Raw genomic sequence first — 25,550 nt, 5'->3', positions numbered from 1 at the left:
GGCACCTCCGGTCAACTGTGCCCGTGCCCCGGGGCGCCGTGGCCGGCGTCCGGGGTCGGTGCGGTCGTGGGGGCCGGCGGGGCGGGCGCCGGCGTGGCCTGGTCCCCGGCCAGCACGGTGAACTCCGCGGTGTGCACCGCGTCGCCGTGCCGGAAGTCCAGGTAGAGACGGTACGCGCCGGCCGAGGGCACCTCGGCGGCGAACGTCACCGCCGGCCCGGCCGGGGTCCGCCCGTCGCCGGGCGCGCCCTCCGGGTGCACGTGCAGGTACGCGAGGTCGCCCTGGCGCAGCGCCACCAGGTGCCCGTACGCCCCGAGGTAGGGCTGGAGGTCGGTGACGGGCCGGCCGTCCCTGCTGACGGCCAGGGTGAGCCGGCTGGTCCGGCCGGGCTGCGGGGCGCCGGTGAGGGTGACCGTGTAGCCGTCGACCGTGGTGCTGGTCACCGGCGCCGGGAGCGGCCGGTGTTCCAGCGCGCCGGGGACGGTGACGTCGACCCCGAGGGTGAGCGGCTCCCCACCGGTCGGGGTGAAGTCGGCGAACGCCCGCCAGACGCCGGGCCCGGCGAGCGGCGAGGCGACCCGCCAGGTGCCGTCGGCGGCCAGTTCCGGGTGGACGTGCCGGAAGCCGGAGAGGTCGCGGCGGGCGACGATCAGGTGCATGCGCTTGTCGTGCGCCACGTCGTAGCGGGTGACGGGCCGGCCGTCGGGGCCGGTGATCCGGAAGGCGAACTCGCCCGTGGGGGCGGTCACGGGCTGGAGCGTGTAGCCGCGGTCGGAGACGAGCAGCCCGCCGGGCAGGTGGGCGGTGGCGGTGGCGGCGTGGCCCCCGTCACCGTGGTCGGTTCCGCCGGAGTCGTGGCCGGCGTCGGTGGCGTCGTGGCGGGTCTCGGCGGCCGGGGTGACGGGGCCGGCCAGGTGGCCGACCCCGTACGCCGTGCCGAACACCGCCGCGAGCCCGAGGGCGAAGCCGCTCAGCTTCGTCGCCGTGTTCATGGGGTACCTCGGTTCCTTCGGGTCCGCGGACCGGTCACGCCCCGACGAGGTCGTAACCGGCCTCGTCGACGGCGGCGCGGACGGTGTCCGTGTCCAACGGGCTCTCACTGGTGACGGTGACCCGGCCGGAGGCCAGGTCGACCTGGACGTCGGTGACGGCCGGCAGCGCGCTCACCTCGGTGCTGACCGAGTTGACGCAGTGCCCGCAGGTCATGCCCTGAACCTGGTACGTCGTGGTGACCATCGCGAATCTTCCCTTCCGCCGCTGTCGTTACCGTTACCCGGTGGGGGTATCGGCCACTGAGAGGACCGTACCATACCCCCGAGGGGTACGGTATCCTCGACGTCATGACCGCACCGACGACCCCGACCCGGGGCTACACCGCCAGCAAGGACCAGCTCCTCGCGCGGCTCCGCCGTATCGAGGGCCAGGTCCGCGGCATCGAGAAGATGGTCGAGGACGACCGCTACTGCATCGACGTGCTGACCCAGATCTCCGCCATCCAGGCCGCGCTGGACAAGGTCGGCCTCGGCCTGCTCGACGGGCACGCCCGGCACTGCATGCACGAGGGCGCCGCCGAGGGCCGCGCCGACGAGATGGCCACCGAGATGATGGCCGCCGTCGGCCGCCTCATGAAGCGCGGCTGACCGGGACGTTCGGCCCCCGCGTCGGGTCCATCGGCCCGGCGCGGCGGATCCCCCGCCGACGTACGTTCGAGGTGGCGACCGGGACCGGCGCCGGTGACGGCACCGGACCGGCCGCGGGGAGATCGACGAGGAGGAGTACCGCCGCCGTCGCGCCGGCCTGGGCTGACCGGTTCGGGCACCGGGCCGGGCCTGCGAGGGCCCGCGCCGGCGGGCGGTCCGGCGGGCCGGGAGCACGGAGGCCGCATCGTGACACTCCGCAGCGTGACGGCGGCTCTCAAACGCGATGCTGGTCACGCAGGGCGAGGACGAATTCTCGCTATTGGTCGGCTTCCGGACGTAGAACAGCGGTAGGACTCTCGGGTAACCTCGCTGCCGGTCACCGCCGAAGGCGCGCACCGGCGCCAGCGGTGCCGCCGCCCAATCGCCCGCGGGCGAACCGGGGAACCAGGTACATGGGGTGAATCCGCGCGAGCGGTAGGGACCACTTCCGTCCCGAACCCGTCAGCTAACCCGGTCGGCGGCCGACGGAAGGGAACACTGTGACGGCACCCCTGCGCCGCTGGCTCACCCCCGTGGTGGCCATGCTGGCCGCGCTCACCGTGCTGGTGGGTCCGACCCCGGCGACGGCCGCTCCGAGCACCCCCACTCCCTCGGGGCACTCCGAGGAAGAGGACGACCCCCTCATCACCGAGGCCATCGACGCCGCCAACCGGGCCTACCTTCAGGCCAAGTCGAAGCTGGACAAGTCGCGCAAGCGCCAGCTCCAGCTCGCCCTGGAGGTGAAGGCGGCACAGAGCGAACTCGACGCGCTGAGCCCGCAGGTGGCCCAGATCGCCGCGCAGTCCTACCGGACCGGCCGGATCGGCGCCATGGCCATGCTGATGGAGAGCAACACCCCGGACTCGTTCGTCCGGCGGGCGGCCGCCCTGGACGAGCTGAACCTGCTGAACTCGCAGAAGCTCGCCGCCATCAACGCCGCGAAGACCCGAGCCGAGCAGGCCAAGATCGCGCTCGACGTCGAGGTGCGCGAGCAGGAGAAGCAGAAGAACGCGATGGCCCGCGAGAAGGCCGAGACGGAGAAGGCGCTGAAGCTGGTCGGCGGGATCGGCTTCACCGGCGGCCTGGTCTCGGCCACCTCGCCGGTCGCCCGGATCGGCCCGGGCCGCACCTCCGACGGCGACTGGAAGCCGGAGTCGTGCAGCGAGAACGACCCGACCACGTCGGGCTGCGTCACCCCGCGCACCCTGCACGCGTACAAGGAGGTCAAGCGGGCCGGCTTCAACCGCTTCGTGGGCTGCCACCGGAACGGCGGACCGTTCGAGCACCCGAAGGGCCGGGCCTGCGACTGGTCGCTGCAGAAGAGCGGCTTCTCCTCGTGGCGCACCAAGGACCAGCGGATGTACGGCAACAACGTCGCCGCCTTCCTGATCCGTAACGCCGACCGGCTGGGCATCTACTACGTGATCTGGAACCGGCAGATCTGGTTCCCGGCCACCGGCTGGAAGTCCTACAGCGGGCCCTCCGACCACACCGACCACGTGCACATGTCGCTGCTCTGACGGCGTACGCCGAAAGGGGCCGGCCCGCGATGCGCGGGCCGGCCCCTTCGACGTTGTCGGGCGGTCGGTCAGCCGGCGAGCGCCGGGTCCGCGGGCGCGGCCGGAGCCGGCACCGGGGCGGCGGCCGGGGCCTGCGCCACCGTGCGCACCTCGCCGGCGCTGAGCCGGTACGACAGGCCGACCACCGTGCAGCGCCCGGCGGCCACCGCGTCGGCGAGGACGGTGGACCGGGCCAGCAGCGCCTCCACGGTCTGCGCGATGTGGACGTCGACGATCCCGTCGAGGTCCTCGACGCCCTCCCGGCCGGCCCGGAGCAGGCTGGGCGCGACGGCGTCCACCACCGCGCCGAGATGCCCGGACGGCGACGTGCCGGTGCGGACCGCCTCGCGGGCGGCCTGGACGGCGCCGCACGAGTCGTGGCCGAGCACCACCACGAGCGGGGTGCCCAGCACGGTCACCGCGTATTCGACGCTGCCGAGCACCTCGGGGCCGGCGGTGTGGCCGGCGGTGCGGACCACGAAGAGATCACCGAGGCCCCGGTCGAAGATGATCTCGGCGGCGAGCCGGGAGTCGGAGCAGCCGACGATCACGGCGAACGGGTGCTGGCCGTCGGCGACCACCGTGCGGTGCCCGGCGTCCTGATTCGGATGGCGCGGGACGCCGGTGACGAACCGGTGGTTACCGGCGTAGAGCTCGGCGAGCGCCTGCTCGGGAGTGGTCGGCGGCACTGGTCCTCACCTCGTCCTCGCGCGAAAACGCCCTGGTCAGCCGGCCGGCGACGGAGGCGGCCTCGGCACCCACGGTCACATGCAGCCAAAGGTACGTCAAGATTTACGTGATACGCATTTCATACGTTGCGCGGACCTTGACGGCGGCCCCGGGTAGCCGCCTCGACAGGACCGGGAAACGCGGGACCCATACGATGACCATCATGGCGACGACACCGGGTGCGAGAGGCAGCGGCCGGAACTGGACCTTCCTCACCAACCACGGGCACGTGCTCCTGGCCATCGCCCGCAATCCCACCGCCCGGCTCCGGGACGTGGCCGACGAGGTGGGGGTCACCGAACGGGCCGCCCAGGCGATCGTCGCCGACCTGGAAGCCGGTGGCTACCTCCGACGCACCCGGGTGGGCCGGCGCAACGAGTACACGATCAACGCGGCCGGGCACTTCCGGCACCCGGCCGAGGCCGACCAGCAGGTGGGTGCCCTGCTCGCCCTCTTCACCGCCGAGCCCCTCGCGGAGCCGGCCGCCGAGAGCTGACCGCGCCTCGCGTACGCCCGTCACCGCACGGACGGCGCGGCGACGGTAATCTCACCGCGTGCGCGACAGCTTGCGGCCGGACGGGACGACGGAGCGCGTCCGGACCGGACACCGGATCCGATCCGTCCTCTCCGGAGCGGCGGTCGCCGCCCTGCTCGGCGGAGTCCTGGCGGTGCCCGCGCCCGCCGTGGCGGCCCCGAAGTGCGGCCCGCCCGGCGGCCCCGCCCCGACCGAGGCGCCCTGGGCGCTCAACCGGCTCGACCCGGCCGCGGCCTGGCGGGTCACCAAGGGGCAGGGTGTCACCGTCGCCGTCATCGACTCCGGCGTCTCCCCCACCCACCCGCTGCTGCGCGGCCGGGTGCTCCCCGGGGAGGACTTCAACCACCTCGTCAAGCTCGGCGGCCAGTGCGACCTGGTCGGCCACGGCACCCTGATCGCGGGCATCATCGCCGGCCGGGAGGGTACGGGCACGCCGTACACCGGGATCGCGCCGGAGGCCAAGATCCTGCCGGTCCGCGTGCTGGCCGACAACCAGAAGGCCTTCGACGAGTCGATCCCCGCCGAGATCGGCAAGGCCATCCGGTGGGCGGCCGACCACGGCGCCGACGTGATCAATCTCTCCCTGGTGACGCTCGACGACCCGGCGCTGCGGCAGGCCGTCGACTACGCGCTCGGCAAGAACGTGATCCTGGTGGCCGCCGCCGGCAACCGGCAGGAGAACCAGCAGGACCAGCCGGCGTACCCGGCCTCGTATCCGGGGGTCATCGCGGTCGCCGGGGTGGACGAGAGCGGCGGGCACGTCGGCAGCTCGGTCACCGGCGACTATGTGGACATCGCGGCGCCCGGGCTGAACATCGTCGGCCCGGCCCCGCAGGGCCCCGGCTACCGGGCCGAGCCGCAGGGCGGCACCAGCTTCGCCACCGGGTACGTCTCCGGCGTCGCCGCGCTGGTGCGCGCCGCGCACCCGGACCTCAGCCCGAAGGACGTGGCGTTCCGGCTCACCCGCACCGCCGACAACCCGCCCGACGGGCACAACGCGCTGGTCGGCTACGGGGTGGTCAACCCGTACCGGGCGGTGACCAGCCTGCTGGGCACCCGCAGCGACCCGCCGCTGGGCGCGATGCCGGCGCCCGCGCCGCACGACGATCCGCTGGCCTGGCAGCGCACCGTGGCGATCTGGGCCGCCGTGATCGGCGCGGTGCTGGCCGGAGCCCTGCTGGCGCTGCGGCCGATCCTCGTGCGGGGTCGCCGGCGCGGCTGGCGGCCCGGCCGCCGGAGCGCGCCACAGGACGCCTGAACGGCTGCGTCCGGTCGACGCCGGGCCGGAGCCCGGACCTGCCGTCGGCGTCCGGTCGACGCCGGGCCAGAGCCCGGGCCACAGCCCGGAAAAGCACCACGGCCCCGACCCCGGCGTGAGCCGGAGCGGAGCCGCAGCGGATCGGTCGGGTCAGCCCCAGACCTTCGAGTTGCTCATCTCGGTGGTCATGTAGTTCTCGCGCGCGATGCCCACCGCGCCGCCGATCTCGTTCAGGACCTTGTTGATGTCCCGCACGGCGGCGTCCCACTGAGCCTGGTGCTGCTCGTAGGCCACGCGGTCCTGGCCCTCCCACTCGAGCTTGCTCAGCATCGAGCGCAGCGTGTCCAGCTTCTCGTCGATGGTCCGCGAGATGGCCTGCATCTGCTGGTTGCTGCTCTCGAGGACAGCGTAGTCAACCTTGATGCTCATCGATTCCTCCTCTGCCTGTCTTCGCGGATCACGGGTTGAGAGCAGAGTGGAACTTGTCCAGCATCTGCTGCTGCTCTTCGTCGTTGACCTGGTGCGTCGTGCCGGACTTGTCAAGCAGGTCGGCGATGTTGTCCATCGCCGTCAGCAGCTTGTTCGTGTCCTCGTTCCAACGCAGCATCAGGTTCTGGAAACCCGTGGACGCCCCGCCCTTCCAGGCCATGGCCAGGTCGTCGACGACATTCCACAGCTTCTTGAGCTCACCGTCGACGTCGCTGCGCGTGGACCGCACGTCACTCGCGGCGGTGTGCAGGCTCGCTGCACTGACCTCGAACGCCATGCTTCACACCCTTCCGTCATCTCTGTGGCGGCGGATCCGCCGCGCCCCTCCCCCGCGGCAAGGCGTACGCACCCCACCGACGGACACTTCAATCGAACCGTAGCGGACGACGTCCAATCCGCGCAGCCCTGCTTCCCCATGGCGCACAACGCCGTCCGGCGTCAGACCGTACGACGTGGATGGTCGCGGGCGCCAGCCGCCGCTCAGGACGGCCGTCGATACGACCTCACGTGCATCACCACGCCGAAAACCAGCACCACCACCAGCAGCGCCACGAACAGCCAGAGCACCGGCTTGTCGAGCGCCCGGTCGAGCAGCACCGGGATCAGCGCCGCGACCCCGGTGAGCAACACCACTTCGCCGGCCCGCTTCGCCCAGGCGGCGCGGGACAGCTGGGCGACCAGCGCCAGCCCGAGAAAGACCGGCACGGTCACCAGGAAGTACACGAAGAGCGCCAAGGTCACCGCGGACCCCCTTCCCCCGTCACTGGTAGAACTTGGAGTCCTGCACCCAGTCGATCTTGATGTCCTTGATGTCCGGGTCCTGACCGGTGGCCGCCCAGCCGGGCCGCGAGTCCGACACGAAGGCGAACCGGTCGTTGCCCTGGAAGCCGGCCATGACGGCCGAGAACACCGCGCTGATGTCACCGAAGACCAGCGCCAGGATCGCCGCGCTCGCCACCATCCCGGCCACGCCGATCGCCTCGGCGATGGGCGCGGTCGGCGGGAACGCCTGGAGGGCCACCGACGCGATCACCGCGATGAGGATCGGGATGAGCGCGTCGACCAGCGCGTTCACCGCGTCGTTGAAGGCGTCCCGGGCGGAGGTCAGGGTGTCCTTGTTGGCGTTGAACGCCTCGGCCAGCGAGTTGATCTCGGCCCCGAGCTTGCGGAGGAAGAGGTCGAACGCGTCCCGGTCGTCGAAGTCCCACTCGGCGTCCGACGGCGGGACCTGCTCCAGCGCCGCGCCGAACTGGTCGCCGCCGAGCAGCCGCGCCGCGTCGCCCCACTCCTTGATGGACTTGTTGACCTCGTCGTTGTCGAACGTCTCCAGGTAGGCGATGGCGGCGCCCAGCGCCCCGGCGAACACCAGCCACATCCAGTTGGCCCGGGCCGCCGGCAGCAGGCCGCGCACCGGCGCCGTCGCGGCGGCGACCGTGTGCGTGCCGGTCACCGTCCCGGCCGCGTTGGCGATCAGGATCTCCGACATCAGCTGCTCTCCCCGTCCACCCGGCCGGTCACTTGACCACCCAGGGCTGGTCCGACTTCTCCCAGTTCTTGGCGGTCTGCTCGAGCTGCTCGGCCGCCTTGTGCAGGTGCTCGATGCCCGTCTTGACGTTCTTGAGGTGACCGTCCACCGAGGCGTTGTGCGCCTGCACGGTCGCGCCGCCGAAGAGGGTCAGCGCGCCGTCCGGCAGCTTCACGCTCTCCAGCAGCGACTGCACGTTGCGCAGGTACTGGATCGGGCCGTCCGGAGCGTCGAGCTTCTTGCTCGCCTTGCGGATCGCGTCGACGTCGACCTTGTTCGCCACCGCGTCTCCTCCCTGGTCAGCGGCGCAGGCCGCGGGTCGGGTCGGTCAGGTCCACCCCGAACTGGCGGAACCAGTCCTCCGGGGTGAGGTTGCCCGCCTGCGCCCGACGGACCAGGTCCGAGCCGCCGAGCATCTCGGTCATCAGCTCCTGCTGCCGCTCGGCGAACGCCGCGTACGCCGCGTCGATCGCGGCCTGGAGCGACTCGGCCAGGGTGAAGCTGTCCAGCCGCATGGCCCGGGCGTTGACGTCGATGCCACCGACCTTCATGTCACCGTCGACCGTCACCCGGACCAGGCCGTCCGGGCTCTCCCCGGTCACCCGCAGTTCGGCCCGCTGCTGCTGGAACTCCGCCAGCCGGCGCTGCTGCTCCTGCGCCTGGCGCAGCAGGCTCTCCACGGCGCCACCCGCGCCGCCGTAACCCCACGAGGTGCTCACGACTGTCCTCTCCTCAGATCGACGGTCGGGCCGACGCTACCGGACCCGGTCATCCGACGTCCGCCCCCGTCAGGCGGGCTCCGTCCAGGCGGTCTGGATGAGCTGCTGGCCGTCCCGCCGGCGCACCAGGGTGCCCCGGCCCGGCGGTTGCGGGCTCGGCCGCAGGTTGCCGAAGACGGCACCCTCCTCGCGGCTGCCGGACATCAGCAGGCCCGGCGAGTCCAGCTCGCGCAGGCGTTGCAGCACCGGCTCGTAGAGGGCGCGGGCCACACCACCCACCCGGCGGGTGATGATCAGGTGCAGGCCGATGTCCCGCGCCTGCGGCAGCAGCTCGTGCAGGGCGCTGAGCGGGTTGTTGCCGCCGGACGCGACCAGGTCGTAGTCGTCCACCAGGATGTAGAGCTCCGGGCCCTTCCACCAGCTCCGGTCGCGCAGCTGCGCGGTGGTCACGTCCGGTCCCGGCAGCCGGTTCTGCAGGGCGCTGCGGATCGAGCCGAGGCCCTGGCTGAAGACCTGGTTGGACGGCGCGTAGTCGAGCAGGTGGTCGCCCTCCACGGCACCGAGCAGGCCGCGCCGGTAGTCGGCGATGACCAGCCGGGCCTGGGCCGGGGTGTACCGCTCGGCGATGCCCCGGGCGATCAGCCGCAGCAGGTTGGTCTTGCCGCACTCGGCGTCGCCGAACACGGTCAGGTGCGGCTCGCTCGTCAGGTCCAGGTGGACCGGGGCGAGCGCCGACTCGTTGACGCCGATCGGGATGCCCGGTGCCGACCGGTCGATCACCTTCGCCAGCTCGGCGACCGTCAGCTTGCGCGGCAGCAGCCGTACCTTCGGCGCCGGGCGGCCCGGCCAGTTGGCCGCGACGTGCCCGGCCAGGGCGACCGACGCCTCGGTCAGGTCCTCGATGTCGCGCTTGCCGTCGATCCGCGAGATGCCGGTGAGGAAGTGCAGCTTGTCGCGGGTCAGGCCGCGACCGGGCGTGCCGCCCGGCACGTTCTGCGCGGCCCGCCGGTCGATCTCCGACTCCGCCGGGTCGCCGAGCCGCAGCTCCAGCTTCGTGCCGAGCAGGTCCCGCATGTTGATCCGGATCTCCGCCCACCGCACGGCGGTGACCACCACGTGTACGCCGAAACCGAGCCCGCGGTTGGCCAGGTTGGTGATGGTCTGCTCCAGCTCCTCGTACTCCTGGCGCAGCGTGTTCCAGCCGTCGACCACGAGGAAGACGTCGCCGAACGGGTCGTCGGCGAACTCGCCGGCCGCCCGCCGCCGGCGGTAGCTGGCCACCGAGTCGATGCCGTGCTGGGTGAACCGGTTCTCCCGCTCGTCGATGACGGCGACCACCTCGGCCACGGTCCGGCGGACCGCCTCGACGTCGCGCCGCCCGGCCACCCCGGCCGTGTGCGGCAGCCCGTCCAGGCTGCGCAGCGCGCCACCGCCGAAGTCGAGGCAGAAGAACTGCACCTCGCGCGGCGTGTGGGTGAGCGCCAGCGAGGCGAGCATCGTGCGCAGCATGGTGCTCTTGCCGCTCAGCGAGGCGCCGACGATCACCACGTTGCCGCTGGCACCGGACAGGTCCACCATCATCGGGTCGCGGCGCTGCTCGTACGGGCGGTCGACGATGCCGACCGGCACGGTGAGGCGGCCCCGCCCCGGCCAGTTCGCGGTGGTCAGGCCGAACGTCGGGTGCACGCTCAGCGGCGGCAGCAGCTCGGCCAGGCCCGACGGCTCGGCCAGCGGCGGCAGCCAGACCTGGTGCGCCGGGCGGCCCTGCCCCTTGAGGCGGTCGATCAGCACGTCCAGCATCGCCACGGCCTTGCCGTCGCCGGTCTGCTCCGGCTCGGGCGCGGTCTCGGCCGGGCTCGGCAGGGCCGGCGCCGGCACGTAGTCGATGCCGTACGGGACGATCCGGCGCTGCACCTGCGCCCGGACCGAACGCTGCACCTGCCCCGGCGCCCGGTACGGGCCCGAGACGTAGGCGGCGCGGAACCGGAGCATCGTGGCGGTGTCGGTCTTCAGGTAGCCGTGGCCGGGCGCGCTCGGCAGCTCGTACGCGTCCGGCACGCCGAGCACGATCCGGCTCTCCACCGCCGAGAAGGTCCGCAGGCCGATCCGGTACGACAGGTGGGTGTCGAGGCCGCGCAGCTTGCCCTCCTCCAGCCGCTGGGAGGCCAGCAGCAGGTGGACGCCGAGCGACCGGCCGAGCCGGCCGATCATCACGAAGAGGTCGATGAAGTCGGGCTTCGCGGCGAGCAGCTCGGAGAACTCGTCACAGATGATGAGCAGGCTGGGCATCGGCTCCAGCGGCTCGCCCGCGGCCCGGGCCTTCTCGTAGTCGTAGCGCGAGACGTAGTTGCCGGCCGCCCGCAGCACCTCCTGGCGGCGGTTCATCTCGCCGGCCAGCGCGTCCCGCATCCGGTCGACCAGCGGCAGCTCGTCGGACAGGTTGGTGATGACCGCGCTGGTGTGCGGCAGCGCGTCCAGCGAGGCGAAGGTGGCGCCGCCCTTGAAGTCGACCAGGACGAAGTTGAGCTCCTCGGACGAGTGGGTCACGGCCAGCGCCCCGACGACCGTACGCAGGAGCTCGCTCTTGCCGGAACCGGTCGCGCCGATGACCAGGCCGTGCGGGCCCATGCCCTCGTGCGCGGACTCCTTGAAGTCCAGCTCGACCACGTTGCCGTCCGGTCCGACGCCGAGCGGGATGCGCAGCCGGTCCCGGTGGCTGCGCGGCCGCCAGGTCTGCTGGGTGTCCACCGTGGCCGCGTCGCCGATGCCGAGCAGGTCCGGCAGCTCCATGCTGCGGGCCAGCGGCTCCTCGGTGCTGGCGCCCTGCTGCTGGGAGAGCCGGTAGGGGGCGATCTGCCGGGCCAGCCCCTCGGCCGCCGCCATGGTGAGCCGGTCCGGCCGGCCCAGCCGGGAGGTGGCCGTGCCGCGGACCAGGTCGAGCCCGCTGCCGTTGCCGGTGTCCAGGCAGAGCAGCCAGCGGCCCGCGTCGCGGGGCACCGTGCCGGAGAGGTCGATCACCGTGGCGCCGAGCAGGCCCGGACCCATCAGCGCGCAGGTCGACGACACCTCGCCGCCGTCGAGCACCACCACGAGGTGCGGCGCCGTGGTGAGCGGCTTCGCCTCCGGGGCGAACCGTGGACGGCCGCCCAGCTCGTTGGCGAGCGCCGCCTCGGCCTCGGCCAGGCTGGCGAAGACCATCCGGCGGGCGCCCGCCGCGTCCGTACGCCCCGGGTGCTGGGCGTGCGGCAGCCACTTCACCCAGTCCCACACCGGCTGCCGGTCCGGCGCGGCCACCACGGCCACCAGGAGGTCGTCCGGCGCGTGGAAGGTGACCAGCTGGCCCAGCGCGGCCCGGGCCAGGTCGAGCACCGGCTCCCGGTCGCCGCGCAGCGCGATCCGGCTGAACGCGCGCAGCGACAGCGCGGTGGGCAGGTCCGGCACGCTGGAGTGGGCCCGCACGAACCGGCGCAGCGCGATAGCGCTCATCGGCTCCAGGTCCTCCACCGGCTTGGTCTCCGGCGGCACGATCTCCACGGCCAGCCGCTGCGGGCCGAGCGCGATCCGCACCTCGCCGAAGTCGTCCTCGGTGATCCGCCGCTCCCACAGCCGGCGCGAGGCGGCGACCGACCAGAGCGCGTCCGGCTCCGGGTGCCGCCACGTCATCGCGGCGCGCTGCTGCTCGGCGGCGCGCCGGGTGCGCTTGCGCATCTGGGCCAGGTAGCGCATGTAGTCGCGCCGCTGGGCGTTCAGCTCGGCCTTGTCGTTGCCGCCGTTGCCGAGCGTGCCGACCGCCATGCCCAGCATCGACACGCCGAACAGGCCGCCGGCCACGTACGTCATCATGCCGCCGCCGCGGCCGGCGTAGAGGAAGGCCATCGCGCCGACGCCACAGAGCATCGGCAGGATCATCAGCACCTGACCCATGCCCTTGGCCTGCGGCTCCGGCAGCTCGGGCGGGGACTCCAGCAGCACCTCCCCGCGCGGCAGCGCGGGCCCCGGTTGACGCGGAAGCCGGCGGAACACCACCGTGCTCACGGCTTTCTCCTCCCCAGAAGCGGCCCTGCTCGTCATCGGCCGACGCACCCGAGTCGTCGGGTGGGCAACCTGTGCGACCGCCATCGTAGGTAATCTCCCGGAGGCGCCGTGGACCCACGGGGGCGGCACGGGCGGCCGAGGTGGATCGTAGGCGAGCACGAGGAGGCCACTGTGGCGACGAAAACGGCGACCGGCGGACTGAGCCGGATCACCATCGTGGCGCCGCGGACCAGGATGGATCTGGCGTTGCCGTCCGACGTGCCGCTCGCCGACCTGCTGCCGACGCTGCTGCGTTACGCCGGCGAGGATCTCGCCGACGAGGGCGTACGGCACGGCGGCTGGAGCCTGTCCCGGCTCGGCGGGCAGCCGCTCGACGGCGGCCGCACCGCCGCGCAGCTCGGCGTCCGCGACGGCGAGGTGCTCTATTTCAACCCGCGCGCCGCCGCCGCGCCCGAGATCGTCTTCGACGACGTGGTGGACGCGGTCGCCACGTCGACCAACCAGCGGGCCGGCGCCTGGCAGGTCGGCACCACCCGGGCGTTCTCGGTGCTCCTCGCCGGAGCCGCGCTGGCGGCCGGCGCGGCGGCCACACTGTTCGCCGGGCCACCGCAGCTGCCCGGCGCGCTCGCCGCGCTGGTGGTGGCGGTCGCGCTGCTGGTCAGCGCCGCGGTGCTCTCCCGGGCGGCCGGTGACAGCCGGACCGGCGCCGTGCTGGCCATGGGCGGCCTCGGCTACGCCGCGATCGGCGGCCTGCTGGTCCTCGCCGGGGACCGGCCGCTCGCCGAGCTGGCCAGCCCCCACGTGCTGCTCGCCGCGACCGCGGTGGTGCTCTTCGGAGCGGTCGCCGCGCTGGCCGTCGGGGACCGGCTGCCGCTCTTCCTCGGCGCCGTCGGGGTGGGCGTGGCGGTCGGCTTCGGCGCGGCCCTCTGCCTGGCCTTCGACATGGGGGCGGCGGCCGCCGCCGCGGTGGTGGCCACGGTGGCGTTCGGCGCCCTGCCGGCGCTGCCCATGATCTCCTACCGGCTGGCCCGGCTGCCGGTGCCGTCGATCCCGACCGGCCCCGACGACCTGAAGAGCGACACCGAGTCGGTGGACGGCCCGCAGGTGCTGCGCAACAGCGAGCGCGCCGACGCGTTCCTCACCGGTCTGCTCTGGACGGTCTCGGTGCTGGTCCTCGGCGGCGAGGTGGTGCTCGCCGACAACGGCCGCCTGCCGGCGGTGCTGCTCTGCCTGGTGCTGGCCCTGCTGGCGCTGCTGCGGGCCCGCCCGTTCCTCGGTCGCGCCCAGCGCACCCCGGTGCTCCTCGCCGGCACCCTCGGCCTCGGGCTGGCCGCCGCGGCCACCTTCGGCGCCAACCCGCTCCCGGTCCGGCTCGGGATGATCCTGGGTGGCCTGCTGGTGGTCGCCGTGATCAGCCTGATCTACGGGCTCACCGTGGCGGGCAAGCGGATCTCGCCGGTCTGGGGCCGCACCCTCGACATCGTCGAGATCCTGCTGATCGTCGCCCTGGTGCCGCTGGCCGTCTGGGTGTGCGGCCTCTACGGCTGGATCGTCAACCTTCGACCGTGACGGTGCCCATCGCGGTGCCCACCGGCGCCGTGGCGTAGACGGCCGGGCCGTGCTGCCCGTCGAGCGGGCGGGTCGGCACGCCCGAGCGGCGGGCCACGTCCCGGACCGCCTTCACCAGCGCCTCGGCGTGACCGTCCATGGCCGCCACCCGCAGCAGCGGCGGGAGCTGCCGGCCGCCGGGGAGCACCACGGCCGCGACCGTGTGCGAGGGGGCGGAGGTGGCCGTCACCGCGTCCACCAGCGCGCCCAGCGAGCCGCCGGGACGGACCCGCAGCGCCAGGCAACGCTGGGTCCAGCCGCCGCCGCGCAGGCTGCTCCAGCTCTCCACCGGTGGCTCCGGGGCCAGGTCGAGCCCGGCGCCGGAGACCACCGCCGCGTGCAGCTCGTCCCGGCCGAGCACCCGGTGACCGAGGCCGGCGGCGTTGAGCGCCTTACCGAGCCGGCCAACGCCGGCCGCGACCGTGCGGTGCACGCCGTGCATGCCGCCGCCGCGGCTCACCGTCTCGGCCCGGGCGTCGGCGACCGACAGGCGCAGCGCCACCCAGACCGTGCGGTGCGCGGCCGGGGGCGCGCCCGGCGCCGGGTACCAGACGAGGGTGTGCGAGACGACCTGCGTCTGGGTGACCGGCCCGCTGAAGTCGGCGAGCACCGCGAGCGCCCGGTCCACCAGCGCCGCCTCGATCGACCCGGCCGGGGTGCCGGGCCGGCCGGTCAGCGCGACGGCGGCGAACCAGCCCCGGTCGTCCTGGCCGATGCCGAGCCGGGTGCCGCGCTCGGTCAACTCGACGACGGACAGCTCCGGGGCGAGCGCGGCCAGCCGGGGGTCGCCGGCCGGCGCCGCACCCCGGGCCGCGTTCCGGCGGCGGCGCAGCCGGCGGCGGAGCGTCAGGTCCTCGTACCACCAGCGGCCGCCGCGCCGGGCGAAGGCGGCCACCACGGCCAGCAGCGCCAGCGCGGCGACGGCGGCGAGCAGCCAGGACGGGCCGCCGGTGGCGAACCAGACGGCGAGAGCGGCGCACTCCAGCACCACGAGCTGGCCGACGACGACCGGGCCGAGCCGGCCGCGCCGGCGCCGGTCGGCCGGGGTGACCGGTCGGTCCGCCGGCACGGCGGAGGCGGTGGCCGTACGACCGGGTGGCGCCTGGACCTGGGTCATCGGTGAGCGTCCCTTCTGGACATCCTGGGCATCCGCCGGTGCGGTGCGTCGCCGGGGGGCGGGCGGGGTCCCGGTGAACCGTCGACGGCCCCTTATCGTAGGGAAGCCCGCGGCGGAGTTCGGACCTGATCGCCGCGGACCCACCCCTGCCGGAGGTTAGTCATGCGGACCCGCCGCGATCAGGTGCAGGCGTACCGCTTCGTCACCCGCCGGATCGTCTCGGCGCTGCTCTCCGGCGACCCGGAGACCAACGACCTGCCGATGCGGCGCCTCGGCATGGCGGTGTTCGGCAGCGTCATCGCGGCCGCCATCGTGCTCGGCGGCGCGGGGGCGTACGGGCAGTTCACCAGCAACTCCGCGCCGCTGGAGCCGAACACGCTGGTGATCGAGCGGGAGACCGGGGCGACGTACGTCTTCACCGACGACAAGGTGCTGCACCCGACGCTCAACTACGCCTCGGCGCGGCTCATCCTCAACGACGCCGGTGCGCCGGTCCGCACCATGTCCCAGGCCTCGATCAAGGACCGGCCGCGGGGCCGGGCGGTCGGCATCGTGGGCGCCCCGGACGCCGTGCCGGACCGGAAGTCGCTGGTCGGCCTCCCCTGGTCGGTGTGCGACGTGCCCGACGCGAACGACCCGGAGCGCTCCACCACCCGCCTGGTGATCGACCGGCCGCTGCCCGGCGGCACCCCGCTCACCGACCGCGCGGTCCTGGTCAAGCTGAACGACGCGCGCTACCTGCTCACCGGCGGCGCGCGGCTGCGGGTGGTCGGTGACGAGCAGGCGCTGGTGGCGTTGAAGATGGCCGGCGCGGTCACCCTGACGGTCGGGCAGCAGCTGCTCAACGCGGTGCCGGTCGGCCCGGCGCTGCGCAAGCCGACCATCGACGGGGAGGGCGGCCCGAGCGGGCTGACGGTGGGCGACCGTCCGGCCCGGGTCGGGCAGGTCTACCGGGCCGCCGGCCAGTACTACGTGCTGGCCAAGCAGGGCCTGGTGGCGATCCGGGAGGTCACCGCGCTGCTGCTGCTCGGCGGCGGCGGCCAGGTCACCGACATCACGCCGGATCAGGCCGGTCAGCTCCTCACCGACCAGCGGCTGGAGGCCGAGGGCCTGCCGGACCGGCTGCCCACCCTGCACGAGGTCCGCGCCGGGCGGACGGTGCTCTGCGCCACGTACCGCTCCGGGCCGACCGGCCAGCCGACCACCACGCTGGAGGTCTTCGACCAGCCGCCGGCCGAGCTGACCGCGGCGACCGGCGTGGCGGCGCGGCAGAGCGACCGGGACGCGGTCCGGACCGCCGAGAGCGTGCTGCTGCCCGGCGGCAAGGGTGTGCTGGTGCAGGCCACCGCCGGGGAGACCGGCAAGGCGGCGGCCGGCTCGACGGTCTACCTGATCACCGCGCAGGGCGTCCGTTACCCGCTCGGCACCGCCTCCGGCGACGCCAAGAGCGCCCTGGGGTACGGCGACGTGACACCGCTCGCGGTGCCCGCGTCCCTGCTGGCGCTGGTGCCGACCGGGCCGACCCTGGAGCGCGAGGACGCGATGAGCCAGTTCGATCCGGGTGCGGTGCCGGGGGGCGACGCGAGACCCGGACCGGGCGACGACACGGCCCCCGCGCAGGGTGGATGAGCGGGCCGGACACGGTCCGAAGTGGATAGGGGTGAATGACGGGTCGCCCCGGTTGGCCCGGGTCGACTAACCTGAACGTGGCCAACGGTTCTCGACGATGACTACGGGGATGCAGCCATGACCGGGCGCACGACAGTGGACGTACTGTCCTTGGAGGACTTCCACCAGCGGCTCGAGCGCCGGCTGAGCGAGGCGGAGTCGGTGTTGAAGAAGCTCAACACCGAGATGCAGTGCCGGCCGCCGGCACTCGGCACGTTCACCGACGCCACCGACAACTCCCGTCGCTACTCCGAGACGCACCAGAGCTACGTCAACCACGTCGAGCGGTTGCGGCGGGCGATCGTGGCCGCCCAGAAGGCCACCAAAACGATCATGACCAACTACAAGACCGCCGAGGCACGCAACGCCGCCGCCGCGGCCGACATCGCCGCCGCCCTCTCCGGGCTGACCGAGGCGATGAAGCCGAAGGGAGAGGATCCGCGTGTCTGAATACACCCAGCGCTACGAGCACGTCAGCCACAAGGAGCTCTACCAGGGCGTCAACGCCGGCGACCCGAAGCAGATCGACGGGCTGAGCGCCCAGTGGACGTCGCTGAAGGGCACCCTCGACGACCTCGGCCGCGACCTGACCGGCGACCTGGACGCGCTGCTGAAGACCTGGACGGGCGACGCCGCCCGGGAGTTCCACCGCCGGCTCAACCTGGTCGCCGACTACTCCGGCAACCTGGCCGAGGGCATGACGGGCATCCGCCAGGCGCTCGACATGATGGCCAGCGAGCTGCGCACCGCCCAGGCCAAGTCGGAGAGCCCCGAGGAGACCGACGACAACGACAAGCTGCTCTCGGGCGCCGGCAAGGGCTTCCTGGTCGGCGGCGTGCCGGGCGCGCTGGTCGGCGGCCTCGTCGGCCACGAGCAGGACAAGGCCGAGCAGGAGAAGGCGCACCAGCGGATGGTGCAGGTCGTCGCCAAGCTGGCCGAGGGCTACGACTTCTCGGCCTATGGCCGGATCGTCGTGCCGGAGCCGGCGAACACGGAGCTCCCGGGCCACAGCGACCCGACGGACCCGACGCTGCGCAGCGGCCCGTCGGTGAGCACGCCGTCGGCCGGGCCGGGCGTCGGCAGTTTCGGCCCCGCGGCGAACGCCACCGCCACCACCTCGGGCGTGCACCACACCGCACCGGGCAGCGGCACGGTCGGCGGTGGCACGCCGGGCGACGGCACGACGGGCGGCCAGCCCGGCGCGGGCAGCCCGGGCACCATCGGTGCGGGCGGCACGGTCGAGCCGACCGGCAGCTCGCTCGCCGGAGCCGGCCCGCTGACCGCCACCGGCCCGACCACCGGCCTGGCGGGCCCCGGGCTCGGCGGCGCCAACCCGACCCTGCCGTCCGGCGGGGGCGGCGGCTCGCCCTACGGCATGCCCGGCGTGCTGGGCGGCACCGGGTCGCTGGCCGGCTCGGGCGGCGGCTCGGCGACCTCCGGCCGGGTCGGCGGGATCGGCGCCGAGAACCGGTCGGCCGCCGGCACCGGCCGCCTCGCCTCCGGGCGCGGCGTGACGGTCGAGACGGAGAGCCGCTCCACCGGCAAGAGCGGCGCGACCGGGCGGCCCGCCATGGCCGGGCGCAACGGTGTGCTGGGCGCGCGCGGCGGCGAGGACGACGAGTCCGATGGCCGGCTGACCTGGCTGACCGAGGACGAGATGGTCTGGTCCGACGGCGAGGCGGCCCCGCCGCCGGTGCTCGGCGGCAACTGACCGCAGGCTCACGACGGCGCGGCGTCCCCCACCGGGGCGCCGCGCCGTTCGCGTCCACGGGGCGCGCGCCGTTCGCGTCCGGCCGGGGCGCCGCCTGTCCGCCGAACCGGCGGACAGGATCCGTCCACAGCGAATGGTGGGGCGGGTCACGTCGACCGGGAAGATCGTCGAGCTGCACGATGCCGACCTGACCGATAGGTTGAAACGGTGCTGCCCGTAGCGTTCGCCTCGTCCCTCTGGACGGCCACGCTGCGCAGGATCGCCCGCACGGCGGTGACCGCCCTGGCGCTCATCGCCGGGCTCACCGGCCCGGCCGCCGTCGCGGCCGCCGATCCCCACCCGGCCGCGACGGCCCGCCCGGCCGTCGACCTCCGGACCGACGCGCTCTCCGCCGTCGACCTCCAGATCCACGCGCTCTCCGCCGTCGACATCCGGATCGACGCGTCCGCCGCCGTCGACCTCGGCCCGGCCGACCGCCGGGTCGCGGAGGGGTCCGGCGTCCGGCCCGCCGCCGCGCCGGCCGCGGACTCGCCCGTCCGGCACCCGCTCACCGCGCCGGCTCCGGCCGGGCCGCCGCGCCGGGTCACGGCCGAGGCCGCCGCACCGGTCGCGGGCCCGGACGTCGTGGTCGCCGCCGACCCCGGCCGGGCCGCCATCGCCCGCCGCGGTCCGCCGCGCGCCTGACCCGCCGCCCCTTCGGGTTCGTTCCGGCGCCGTTCGACCGCGCCCGCCGCGCACCCCGTCGCGTTCCGGCCGCGACCCACCGCCCGCCCACCGGGCCCCGACCGTTGACTCCGACCGTTCCACCACGAGGTGCTGGTGATGCAGACCGTCTTCTCCACCGTCCTGCCCGACGTTCCCCGAGCCGCCGTAATCTGGCTGGCCCTGCTGGCCGTGGCGGCGATCGTGGTCGCCGCCCTGATCGTCCGGCCGAACCGGTTCCGGTCTGTGTTCGGCGACCGGATCAGCGAGGCCGCCCGGCCGAGCAGCATCGAGCTGGCCGCCCAGGCCCGCGAGCACGCGCGGGAGCAGTCCCGGTACGCGCAGGAGGTGGCGGTGGCCGCGTCCCGGGCCGCGGCGACCGCCGAGCGGCGCCGGGCCGAGTGGCTGGCCGCCCAGGAGGAGGTCGAGGAGGCGTGGCGGGCGTACGAGGCGGCGGAGGAGGACGTCCGCAGGCTGGCCGCCGCCGCGGCGCTGCCCCTGCCCCGGACCGCCCGGACCCCCGCCGAGTACGTGGACCGGGAGCGCTGGCTGCACCGGGCGGCGCTGGACGCCCAGTGGCGCAAGGAGATCACCGTGCAGCAGCTCAGCGACATCCTCGGCCACCGGGGCTGGGATCCGCGCCGGCACCCGGTCGAGCAGGAGCTGCTGCTGCGCCGGCTGGTCCGGGACAACCTCCGGGGACGGCAGGAGGCCGCCCGGGAGCGGGAGCAGGCCGCCTGGCGGGCCGCCGAGCTGGCCGCCGCCGCCGCGCGGAGCCTGCGCGACGAGGCGTACGCGGCGACCCGCCCGGTCACCGAGGCGCGGCCGGAGCTGTCCATCGTGGACCTGACCGGCCCGGAGGCCACCCGTGAGCTGCCGGCGTCCACGCGGGCGGCCGAGAGCACCCGTGACCTGACCCCGGTGGCCCGGGGGCGGGCGGCCGTTCCGGCGTACTGACGCGACCCGACACCCGACCGCCGTCACCGATCGACAGGTCGGCCGAGAAGGCGGAGCTGGCCCGGCTCGGTTAGCGTGACGTCGTGTCCCGTGAAGCCTGGATACTCGTCGTGCTCGCCGCCGTCGCCGCGCTGGCGACGCTGGTCGGGGCGGTGCTGCTCGCCGTCCGGGTGGTCCGCACCCGCCGCATGCTGGGCGCGCTCGGGGTCGGCGGCAAGGTCGCCTTCTACGGCGCGCTGATCTACACGATCCTGCCGGTGGACGTGCTTCCCGACCCGATCTACCTGGACGACATGGGTGTGCTGGCCGGGGCGCTGATCTACCTGGGCCGGCTGGCGGCGAAGCACCGGGCCGCGCAGCGCGCGCTGCCCGACCGGTCGGACTCCCCGCCGGGCCCGGGCCGGGAGCACCGGCCCGTGTCATGATCGGCGCGGGGCCGGCGGTCGGCCCGCACGAGGGCACCGAGGACGGCACATGGCGGGCGACCACCGGCTGGACCCACACGACGAGCGGGTCGCCCGGTTCTTCCGGGACCGGCATCTCGCCACGCTGACCACCCTGCGCGCGGACGGCACCCCGCACGTCGTACCCGTGGGGGTCACCTTCGACGCGGACACCGGCCTGGCCCGGGTGATCACCTCGGGCGCCTCGGCCAAGGCCCGGCACGTCGCCGCGGCCGGGGCGGCGGGCACGCCGGTGGCGGTCTGCCACCTCGACGGCCGCTGGTGGTTGACCGTGGAGGGCCGGGCGGTGCTGCGCCGCGACCCGGACTCGGTGGCCGAGGCCGAACGGCGGTACGCCGCCCGCTATCGCACCCCGCGTCCGAATCCGCAGCGCGTGGTCATCGAGATCGCCGTGACCCGCCTCCTCGGCAGCCTTCCCACCGGCACCAGCTGACCCGCCCGTCACCGCGCCGGCGACCCGCCCGCGCCGGGTGTCCGGTTAAACCGTGACGGCCGCCACCTGCGGAAATCGGGGCCGGCAGCGGTCCGTTGCACCTTCCGTACGAGCGATACGAGCGAGCGGGCGGCAGGCCCGCCGCCCCCGGTGAGCGAGCGGGGCCGCGCCCTGGAGCGCACCTCAGATCCCCCGAGAGCACGCCGAGCGCCACTCCCGGTGCCGCGTCTCCGTACCGCGGGACGTCAACCCCCGAATGGAGCTTCGACATGAACTCGATCTTCCGTAAGAGCATGCTGTCCGTCGCCGGCCTGGTGATGTGCGGCGGGACCGTGGTCGGTCCGGCCGTCGCGGCGCAGGCCGCCCCGTCGACCGCCCTCAAGGGCAAGGGCGAGCGCAGCGCCGGCTACGAATACGAGGCGCAGCCGAACTTCTTCTACTGCGGCCCGGCCTCGACCCGGATCGCCCTGTCGGCCGAGGGCAAGGAGGTCAGCCAGGACGAGCTGGCCACCAAGCTGGGCACCACCGAGAACGGCACCGACTCGGCCATCGACATCACCCGGGTGCTCAACGAGTACACCGGTGGCAAGTACAAGACCACCGAGATCCGGGACGACGTGGCCACCAGGGAGCAGGTCGAGCGCCTGCGGGCCGACGTCAAGGCCGCCGTCGACCAGGATCGGCCGGTCGTCGCCAACATCCTGGGCGGCGCGCTGGACATCGACGGTGTCGAGCACAGCTACCCCGGTCACTACCTGACCGTGGTGGAGTACAAGGACGACGGCAACACGGTGCTGATCGCCGACCCGGCCAGCCCGAACGAGCCGACGTACTGGATGGACGTGACCGAGCTGGCCAACTGGATCGCCGGCCGCGGTTACAGCTCCTGACCGAGCGCACAGGGCCGGTCTCCCCCGAGTGGGGAGGCCGGCCCTTTCGGCGTCCGCCGGGTCACCGGCCCCGTTAGAGTCTGGACCGTGCCGCGACCGGTGATCTTCGACCTGTTCCACACCCTGGTGCCCGGTGGGGACCCCGAGCGGGACCGGGTGGTCGGTGAGATGGCGCTGATGGTGGGGGTGGAGCCGGCCGCGCTGGTCGAGGCGTACCACGCCACCTGGCGGGACCGGATGACCGGCTGGGACGCCGCGGAGACCGTACGCGTCCTGGCCGGGCGGCTCGGCGGCGCGCCCACCGAGGAGCAGGTGGCTCGGGCGGCCGCGCACCGCCGGGACCTGGCCGGGCGGCTGCTGGCCGGCGTCCCGTCGTCGAGCGTCGCGGTGCTGGACGCGCTGCGCGCCGACGGTCACCGGATCGGGCTGGTCAGCAACGCCACGGCGGAGACCGCCGAGGCGTGGCCGGCGACCGACCTGGCCCGCCGGTTCGACGTGGCGGTCTTCTCCTGCGACGTGGGCCTGGCCAAGCCGGACCCGGCGATCTACCGGCTGGCGGCCGAACGCCTCGGCGTCGATCCGGCCGACTGCGTCTTCGTCGGCGACGGCGCCGACGGTGAGTTGGCCGGCGCCGCGGCGGTCGGCATGACGGTGGTCCGGACCACCGAACACCACGACGGCGACCCGACCTGGGCCGGCCGGGCGCTCACCGCGCTCCGCGAGCTGCCCGCCCTGCTGCACGAGCCGGCGCGGGGGCGCTGAACCGGCGGCGCCCTCCCGCCACGGGGACAGGAGGGCGCCGGGAGCCGGAGGTCAGCGGGTGAGGATCTGGGACAGCACGTCGTGCACGTGGGTGTTCGGGTGCTTGCCGGTGAACTGCTCGGCCAGCGGCCCGTACGCGGTCACCGGCACGTCCGCCCCGGTGTGGCCGCTGGTGGTCCAGTCCAGGTTGAAGCTCTGGCTGCTGCCCTTGATCGGGAACGGCCCGTCCTCGGCCGAGATGCCGTCACCGGACTCGTCGGAGGTGGCGGTGTCCTCGACGGTCAGGCCGCCGCACTCGTGGTCGCCGGTCACCACGACCAGGGTGTCCGGGTGGGTGGCCGCGAAGTTGCGGGCGACCGCCACGGCCTTCTCCAGCTCGCCGAGGGCCTGGAGCATCCGGGTGCCGTTGTTGTCGTGGGCGAACTCGTCGATGCCCTCCTCCTCGACGAGGAGGAAGAAGCCCTTCTTGTTCGTCGACAACGTCGAGAGCGCCTTCTCGGTCATCGTGGCCAGGCTGGCCGGCGGGGCGTAGACGTCGCCCTGGCCCTCGGCCCGCTGCTGGAACAGCTCCTCGTTGCCGAAGAGGCCGAGGAGCTTGCCGCCCTTGGCGGCCTGGAGCTGGGCGGCGGTGGAGACGTACCGGTAGCCCTTGGCCTTGGCCTTGGCGATCAGGTCGCCCTTGGTGCCCTTGCTGGCCTCGGACGGGTCCTCGGCCGGCTTGTCCGGGTACGCGCCGGCGTTGCCGGCCGGCAGCCACCAGTCCTCGCCGCCGCCCAGGATCACGTCCGGCCGGGTGACGTCCAGGTACTGCCGGGCGATCTCGTCCTGCGCCCCGCGGTCGGCGGTGTTGGCGAAGAACGCGGCCGGGCTGGCGTCGGTGACCTGGGCGGTGGTGACCAGGCCGGTGGACTTGCCGGCGGCCTTGGCCTGGGCGCCGAGGGTGGGCAGCGGGTTGCCGTCCACGTCGACGCTGATCGCGCCGTTGTAGGTCTTCTCGCCGGTGGCCCACGCGGTGGCCGCCGCGGCCGAGTCGGTGATCGGCGTCTTCGGGTCGTGCGGGCTGGTGGTGAGCTGGCCGGAGTAGGGCAGCTTGTCCATGTTGAGCTGGCCGTCGAGGCCGGCCAGGTAGAGGCGGGCCGCCTCGCGCTGTGCGGCGGACATGCCGTCACCGTTGATGAAGATGACGTTGCGGGCCTTGCCCTTCGCCGCGCCGGCGTCGGCGTCGGTGATCGGGTTGGCCAGGCTCAGTCCGGCGGCGGCCACCACCCCCGCGACGACGGGGGCGAGCAGCCAGCGGCTGGAACGGAAATTCACGGGTGTCCTCCTGCGGATGGAACGCGCTGGGCAGCCATCACGCAACCGCAGCCACCGGCCGGACAGTTGACCGTCAGATTAACGGAGGGCGGCCGTTGCCGGGACTCTTGTCGCCCGGGGCAACGGCACTTGCCTGGTTGGACCGTTCGGCTGGGGGTAGTGGCCAGACGAGCCGTTCCGCAACCCACCGGTAAGGGGCTGTTGAGATGACCGACGTACAGACCGAGCGGGACGTCGTGGACGTCCTGATGACGGACCACCACGAGGTCGAAGCGATCTTCGTCGAGCTGGAGAGCCGGCAGGGCACCCCGGAGCACCGTCGGCAGCTCGCCGACGTGGTGATCGCCGAGCTGGTCCGGCACGCGGTGGCCGAGGAGGCCCACGTCTACCCGGCCGCCCGCAAGGCGCTGCCCGACGGGGACCAGCTCGCCGAGCACGAGATCTCCGAGCACGCCGACGCCGAGCGGACCATGAAGGAGCTGGAGTCGGCGGACCCCTCCGACCCGCGCTTCGACGAGCTGCTGACCAAGCTCACGGCGACCATCCGGCATCACGTGCAAGACGAGGAGAACGACCTCTTCCCCCGGCTGCGCGCGGCCTGCGCCCGCGAGGAGCTGGTCGAGCTGGCCGGCAAGGTGGAGGCGGCGAAGAAGTCGGCGCCGACCCGCCCGCACCCGGCCGCGCCGGACCACCCGCCGGCGAACCGGCTGCTCGCCCCGGGCGCCGGGCTGGTCGACCGGATGCGCGACGCGCTCAGCGGCCGGCCCACCTCGATGCGGGAGCTGCGCGAGAAGTCCTGAGCACCGGCCGAGGCGGCCACGCTCCCGGCGCGGGGGGCGTGGCCGCCGCCGCGTGTCAGGGGGTCTGCGGGTACGGGTCGAGCGGGCGCTCGAAGAAGCTCTCCAGCACCACCACGGTCTGCGTGCCGGTGACGCCCTCGACCTGGAACAGCCGGCGCAGGCTGGCCTGGAGCTGCTCGGGCGTGCCGACCCGGATCTTCACGAGCAGGGAGGCGGGGCCGGCGATGACGTGCGCCTCCTCGACCTCGGGCAGCGCGGCGAGCGCCTCGCGGGTGGGCCGGTCACCCATCCAGGCGTTCGCCTCCACCAGCACGAACGCCAGCACACCCCGCCCGACCGCGGCCGGGTCGACGTCCACCGTGGTACGCCGCACGACGCCCTGCTCGCGCAGCTTGCGCACCCGCTCGTGCACCGCCCCGGTGGACAGCCCGACCGCGCCGGCCAGCGTCGCGTACGACTGGGTGGCGTCGTGTTGCAGCGCCGCGAGCAGCTTCCGGTCCACGTCGTCCACGGCCACATCTCCGTTCGGTGTTCTGCCCCACGGCTGATTCTCGTTCGGTCATGTTAGCGTCAGGCCGAACATCAGTCATCAGCGG

Annotated in this window: 28 protein-coding genes and 1 riboswitch; of the genes, 15 read left to right on the top strand and 13 right to left on the bottom strand. The window is 74.0% G+C overall.

Features of this window, described 5'->3' with window-relative positions; all coding sequences use genetic code 11:
• Positions 1-11 precede the first annotated feature (11 nt).
• Positions 12-992, bottom strand: a complete 981-nt coding sequence (locus ACQP12_RS02810; protein WP_433284778.1) for a hypothetical protein — start codon at positions 990-992, stop codon at positions 12-14.
• Positions 993-1,026: 34 nt separating this feature from the next.
• Positions 1,027-1,236 carry a heavy-metal-associated domain-containing protein gene (locus tag ACQP12_RS02805; RefSeq protein WP_433284776.1) on the bottom strand — a complete coding sequence of 70 codons (210 nt, stop codon included), beginning with the start codon at positions 1,234-1,236 and terminating at the stop codon, positions 1,027-1,029.
• A 104-nt stretch (positions 1,237-1,340) separates the two neighbouring features.
• On the opposite strand from ACQP12_RS02805, the gene ACQP12_RS02800 reads away from it, so the two are divergent.
• Entirely contained in the window at positions 1,341-1,640 is a 300-nt protein-coding gene (locus ACQP12_RS02800) for a metal-sensitive transcriptional regulator (RefSeq protein ID WP_046568942.1), read from the top strand.
• Between the two features lie 404 nt (positions 1,641-2,044).
• Positions 2,045-2,175: riboswitch (cyclic di-AMP (ydaO/yuaA leader) on the top strand.
• 4 nt (positions 2,176-2,179) lie between these two features.
• A complete protein-coding gene (locus ACQP12_RS02795; protein WP_357940478.1) occupies positions 2,180-3,199 on the top strand; it encodes a coiled-coil domain-containing protein in 1,020 nt (339 codons plus the stop codon).
• Between the two features lie 68 nt (positions 3,200-3,267).
• Here the strand turns inward: ACQP12_RS02795 and ACQP12_RS02790 are convergent, their stop codons facing one another.
• Positions 3,268-3,927: a carbonic anhydrase gene (locus ACQP12_RS02790; protein ID WP_433284773.1), complete on the bottom strand. Its 660-nt coding sequence runs from the start codon at positions 3,925-3,927 to the stop codon at positions 3,268-3,270.
• Between the two features lie 194 nt (positions 3,928-4,121).
• On the opposite strand from ACQP12_RS02790, the gene ACQP12_RS02785 reads away from it, so the two are divergent.
• Together ACQP12_RS02785 and mycP are read left to right on the top strand one after the other, a co-directional pair.
• Positions 4,122-4,463, top strand: coding sequence for a helix-turn-helix transcriptional regulator (locus tag ACQP12_RS02785; RefSeq protein ID WP_357940474.1), 342 nt, complete (start codon positions 4,122-4,124; stop codon positions 4,461-4,463).
• Positions 4,464-4,521: 58 nt separating this feature from the next.
• Positions 4,522-5,760, top strand: a complete 1,239-nt coding sequence (gene mycP, locus ACQP12_RS02780; RefSeq protein WP_357940472.1) for a type VII secretion-associated serine protease mycosin — start codon at positions 4,522-4,524, stop codon at positions 5,758-5,760.
• A 150-nt stretch (positions 5,761-5,910) separates the two neighbouring features.
• Here the strand turns inward: mycP and ACQP12_RS02775 are convergent, their stop codons facing one another.
• From ACQP12_RS02775 to eccCa, 7 genes are all read right to left on the bottom strand, one after another.
• Complete coding sequence (locus ACQP12_RS02775; RefSeq protein WP_355057391.1) at positions 5,911-6,189, bottom strand: WXG100 family type VII secretion target; 279 nt, start codon at positions 6,187-6,189, stop codon at positions 5,911-5,913.
• A 28-nt stretch (positions 6,190-6,217) separates the two neighbouring features.
• Positions 6,218-6,526 (bottom strand): WXG100 family type VII secretion target, encoded by a 309-nt coding sequence (locus ACQP12_RS02770; protein ID WP_151462501.1) that lies wholly within the window; start codon positions 6,524-6,526, stop codon positions 6,218-6,220.
• 203 nt (positions 6,527-6,729) lie between these two features.
• Positions 6,730-6,990 (bottom strand): hypothetical protein, encoded by a 261-nt coding sequence (locus ACQP12_RS02765; protein WP_433284770.1) that lies wholly within the window; start codon positions 6,988-6,990, stop codon positions 6,730-6,732.
• A gap of 19 nt (positions 6,991-7,009) precedes the next feature.
• Complete coding sequence (locus ACQP12_RS02760) at positions 7,010-7,735, bottom strand: hypothetical protein (protein WP_204341671.1); 726 nt, start codon at positions 7,733-7,735, stop codon at positions 7,010-7,012.
• 28 nt (positions 7,736-7,763) lie between these two features.
• Positions 7,764-8,057, bottom strand: a complete 294-nt coding sequence (locus ACQP12_RS02755) for a hypothetical protein (protein ID WP_357940467.1) — start codon at positions 8,055-8,057, stop codon at positions 7,764-7,766.
• A gap of 16 nt (positions 8,058-8,073) precedes the next feature.
• Entirely contained in the window at positions 8,074-8,493 is a 420-nt protein-coding gene (locus tag ACQP12_RS02750; RefSeq protein WP_433284767.1) for a YbaB/EbfC family nucleoid-associated protein, read from the bottom strand.
• 69 nt (positions 8,494-8,562) lie between these two features.
• Positions 8,563-12,528, bottom strand: coding sequence for a type VII secretion protein EccCa (gene eccCa, locus ACQP12_RS02745; protein WP_433284765.1), 3,966 nt, complete (start codon positions 12,526-12,528; stop codon positions 8,563-8,565).
• A 171-nt stretch (positions 12,529-12,699) separates the two neighbouring features.
• Between eccCa and eccD the strand changes: the two genes are divergently transcribed.
• Positions 12,700-14,097, top strand: coding sequence for a type VII secretion integral membrane protein EccD (gene eccD / locus ACQP12_RS02740; RefSeq protein WP_357940461.1), 1,398 nt, complete (start codon positions 12,700-12,702; stop codon positions 14,095-14,097).
• Here the strand turns inward: eccD and ACQP12_RS02735 are convergent.
• Positions 14,081-15,253: a type VII secretion protein EccE gene (locus ACQP12_RS02735; protein ID WP_357940459.1), complete on the bottom strand. Its 1,173-nt coding sequence runs from the start codon at positions 15,251-15,253 to the stop codon at positions 14,081-14,083. The two genes, eccD and ACQP12_RS02735, sit on opposite strands and share 17 nt — an antisense overlap.
• A 162-nt stretch (positions 15,254-15,415) precedes the next feature.
• Here ACQP12_RS02735 and eccB point away from each other — a divergent pair, with 162 nt between their 5' ends.
• From eccB to ACQP12_RS02690, 9 genes are all read left to right on the top strand, one after another.
• On the top strand, positions 15,416-16,882 hold the full coding sequence (gene eccB, locus ACQP12_RS02730; RefSeq protein WP_433284762.1) for a type VII secretion protein EccB: 1,467 nt from the start codon (positions 15,416-15,418) through the stop codon (positions 16,880-16,882).
• Positions 16,883-16,999: 117 nt separating this feature from the next.
• Positions 17,000-17,371 (top strand): hypothetical protein, encoded by a 372-nt coding sequence (locus tag ACQP12_RS02725; RefSeq protein ID WP_357940455.1) that lies wholly within the window; start codon positions 17,000-17,002, stop codon positions 17,369-17,371.
• Positions 17,364-18,632, top strand: a complete 1,269-nt coding sequence (locus ACQP12_RS02720; RefSeq protein ID WP_433284760.1) for a WXG100 family type VII secretion target — start codon at positions 17,364-17,366, stop codon at positions 18,630-18,632. The genes ACQP12_RS02725 and ACQP12_RS02720 overlap by 8 nt, the downstream gene beginning before the upstream one ends.
• Positions 18,633-18,839: 207 nt before the next feature.
• The gene (locus ACQP12_RS02715; protein ID WP_433284758.1) at positions 18,840-19,316 is read left to right on the top strand and encodes a hypothetical protein; all 477 of its coding nucleotides are present in this window, start codon (positions 18,840-18,842) and stop codon (positions 19,314-19,316) included.
• A gap of 138 nt (positions 19,317-19,454) precedes the next feature.
• The gene (locus ACQP12_RS02710; RefSeq protein ID WP_433284756.1) at positions 19,455-20,291 is read left to right on the top strand and encodes a hypothetical protein; all 837 of its coding nucleotides are present in this window, start codon (positions 19,455-19,457) and stop codon (positions 20,289-20,291) included.
• A gap of 83 nt (positions 20,292-20,374) precedes the next feature.
• Complete coding sequence (locus tag ACQP12_RS02705) at positions 20,375-20,716, top strand: YkvA family protein (RefSeq protein WP_357940447.1); 342 nt, start codon at positions 20,375-20,377, stop codon at positions 20,714-20,716.
• 49 nt (positions 20,717-20,765) lie between these two features.
• Complete coding sequence (locus tag ACQP12_RS02700; protein WP_433284754.1) at positions 20,766-21,188, top strand: pyridoxamine 5'-phosphate oxidase family protein; 423 nt, start codon at positions 20,766-20,768, stop codon at positions 21,186-21,188.
• 269 nt (positions 21,189-21,457) lie between these two features.
• Positions 21,458-22,078, top strand: a complete 621-nt coding sequence (locus tag ACQP12_RS02695) for a C39 family peptidase (RefSeq protein ID WP_357940443.1) — start codon at positions 21,458-21,460, stop codon at positions 22,076-22,078.
• Positions 22,079-22,165: 87 nt separating this feature from the next.
• A complete protein-coding gene (locus ACQP12_RS02690) occupies positions 22,166-22,840 on the top strand; it encodes an HAD family hydrolase (protein WP_433284752.1) in 675 nt (224 codons plus the stop codon).
• 51 nt (positions 22,841-22,891) lie between these two features.
• Here the strand turns inward: ACQP12_RS02690 and ACQP12_RS02685 are convergent, their stop codons facing one another.
• Positions 22,892-24,154, bottom strand: a complete 1,263-nt coding sequence (locus tag ACQP12_RS02685; protein ID WP_433284750.1) for an alkaline phosphatase — start codon at positions 24,152-24,154, stop codon at positions 22,892-22,894.
• A gap of 206 nt (positions 24,155-24,360) precedes the next feature.
• On the opposite strand from ACQP12_RS02685, the gene ACQP12_RS02680 reads away from it, so the two are divergent.
• A complete protein-coding gene (locus ACQP12_RS02680; protein WP_433284748.1) occupies positions 24,361-24,954 on the top strand; it encodes a hemerythrin domain-containing protein in 594 nt (197 codons plus the stop codon).
• Positions 24,955-25,009: 55 nt separating this feature from the next.
• Here the strand turns inward: ACQP12_RS02680 and ACQP12_RS02675 are convergent, their stop codons facing one another.
• Positions 25,010-25,465, bottom strand: a complete 456-nt coding sequence (locus ACQP12_RS02675) for an Lrp/AsnC family transcriptional regulator (protein WP_433284746.1) — start codon at positions 25,463-25,465, stop codon at positions 25,010-25,012.
• Positions 25,466-25,550 lie beyond the last annotated feature (85 nt).

It is taken from the genome of Micromonospora sp. CA-244673 (assembly GCF_050948395.1).
In the GTDB taxonomy this organism is placed as follows: Bacteria; Actinomycetota; Actinomycetes; order Mycobacteriales; family Micromonosporaceae; genus Micromonospora.
This window is presented reverse-complemented; position numbering and strand designations above follow the sequence as displayed.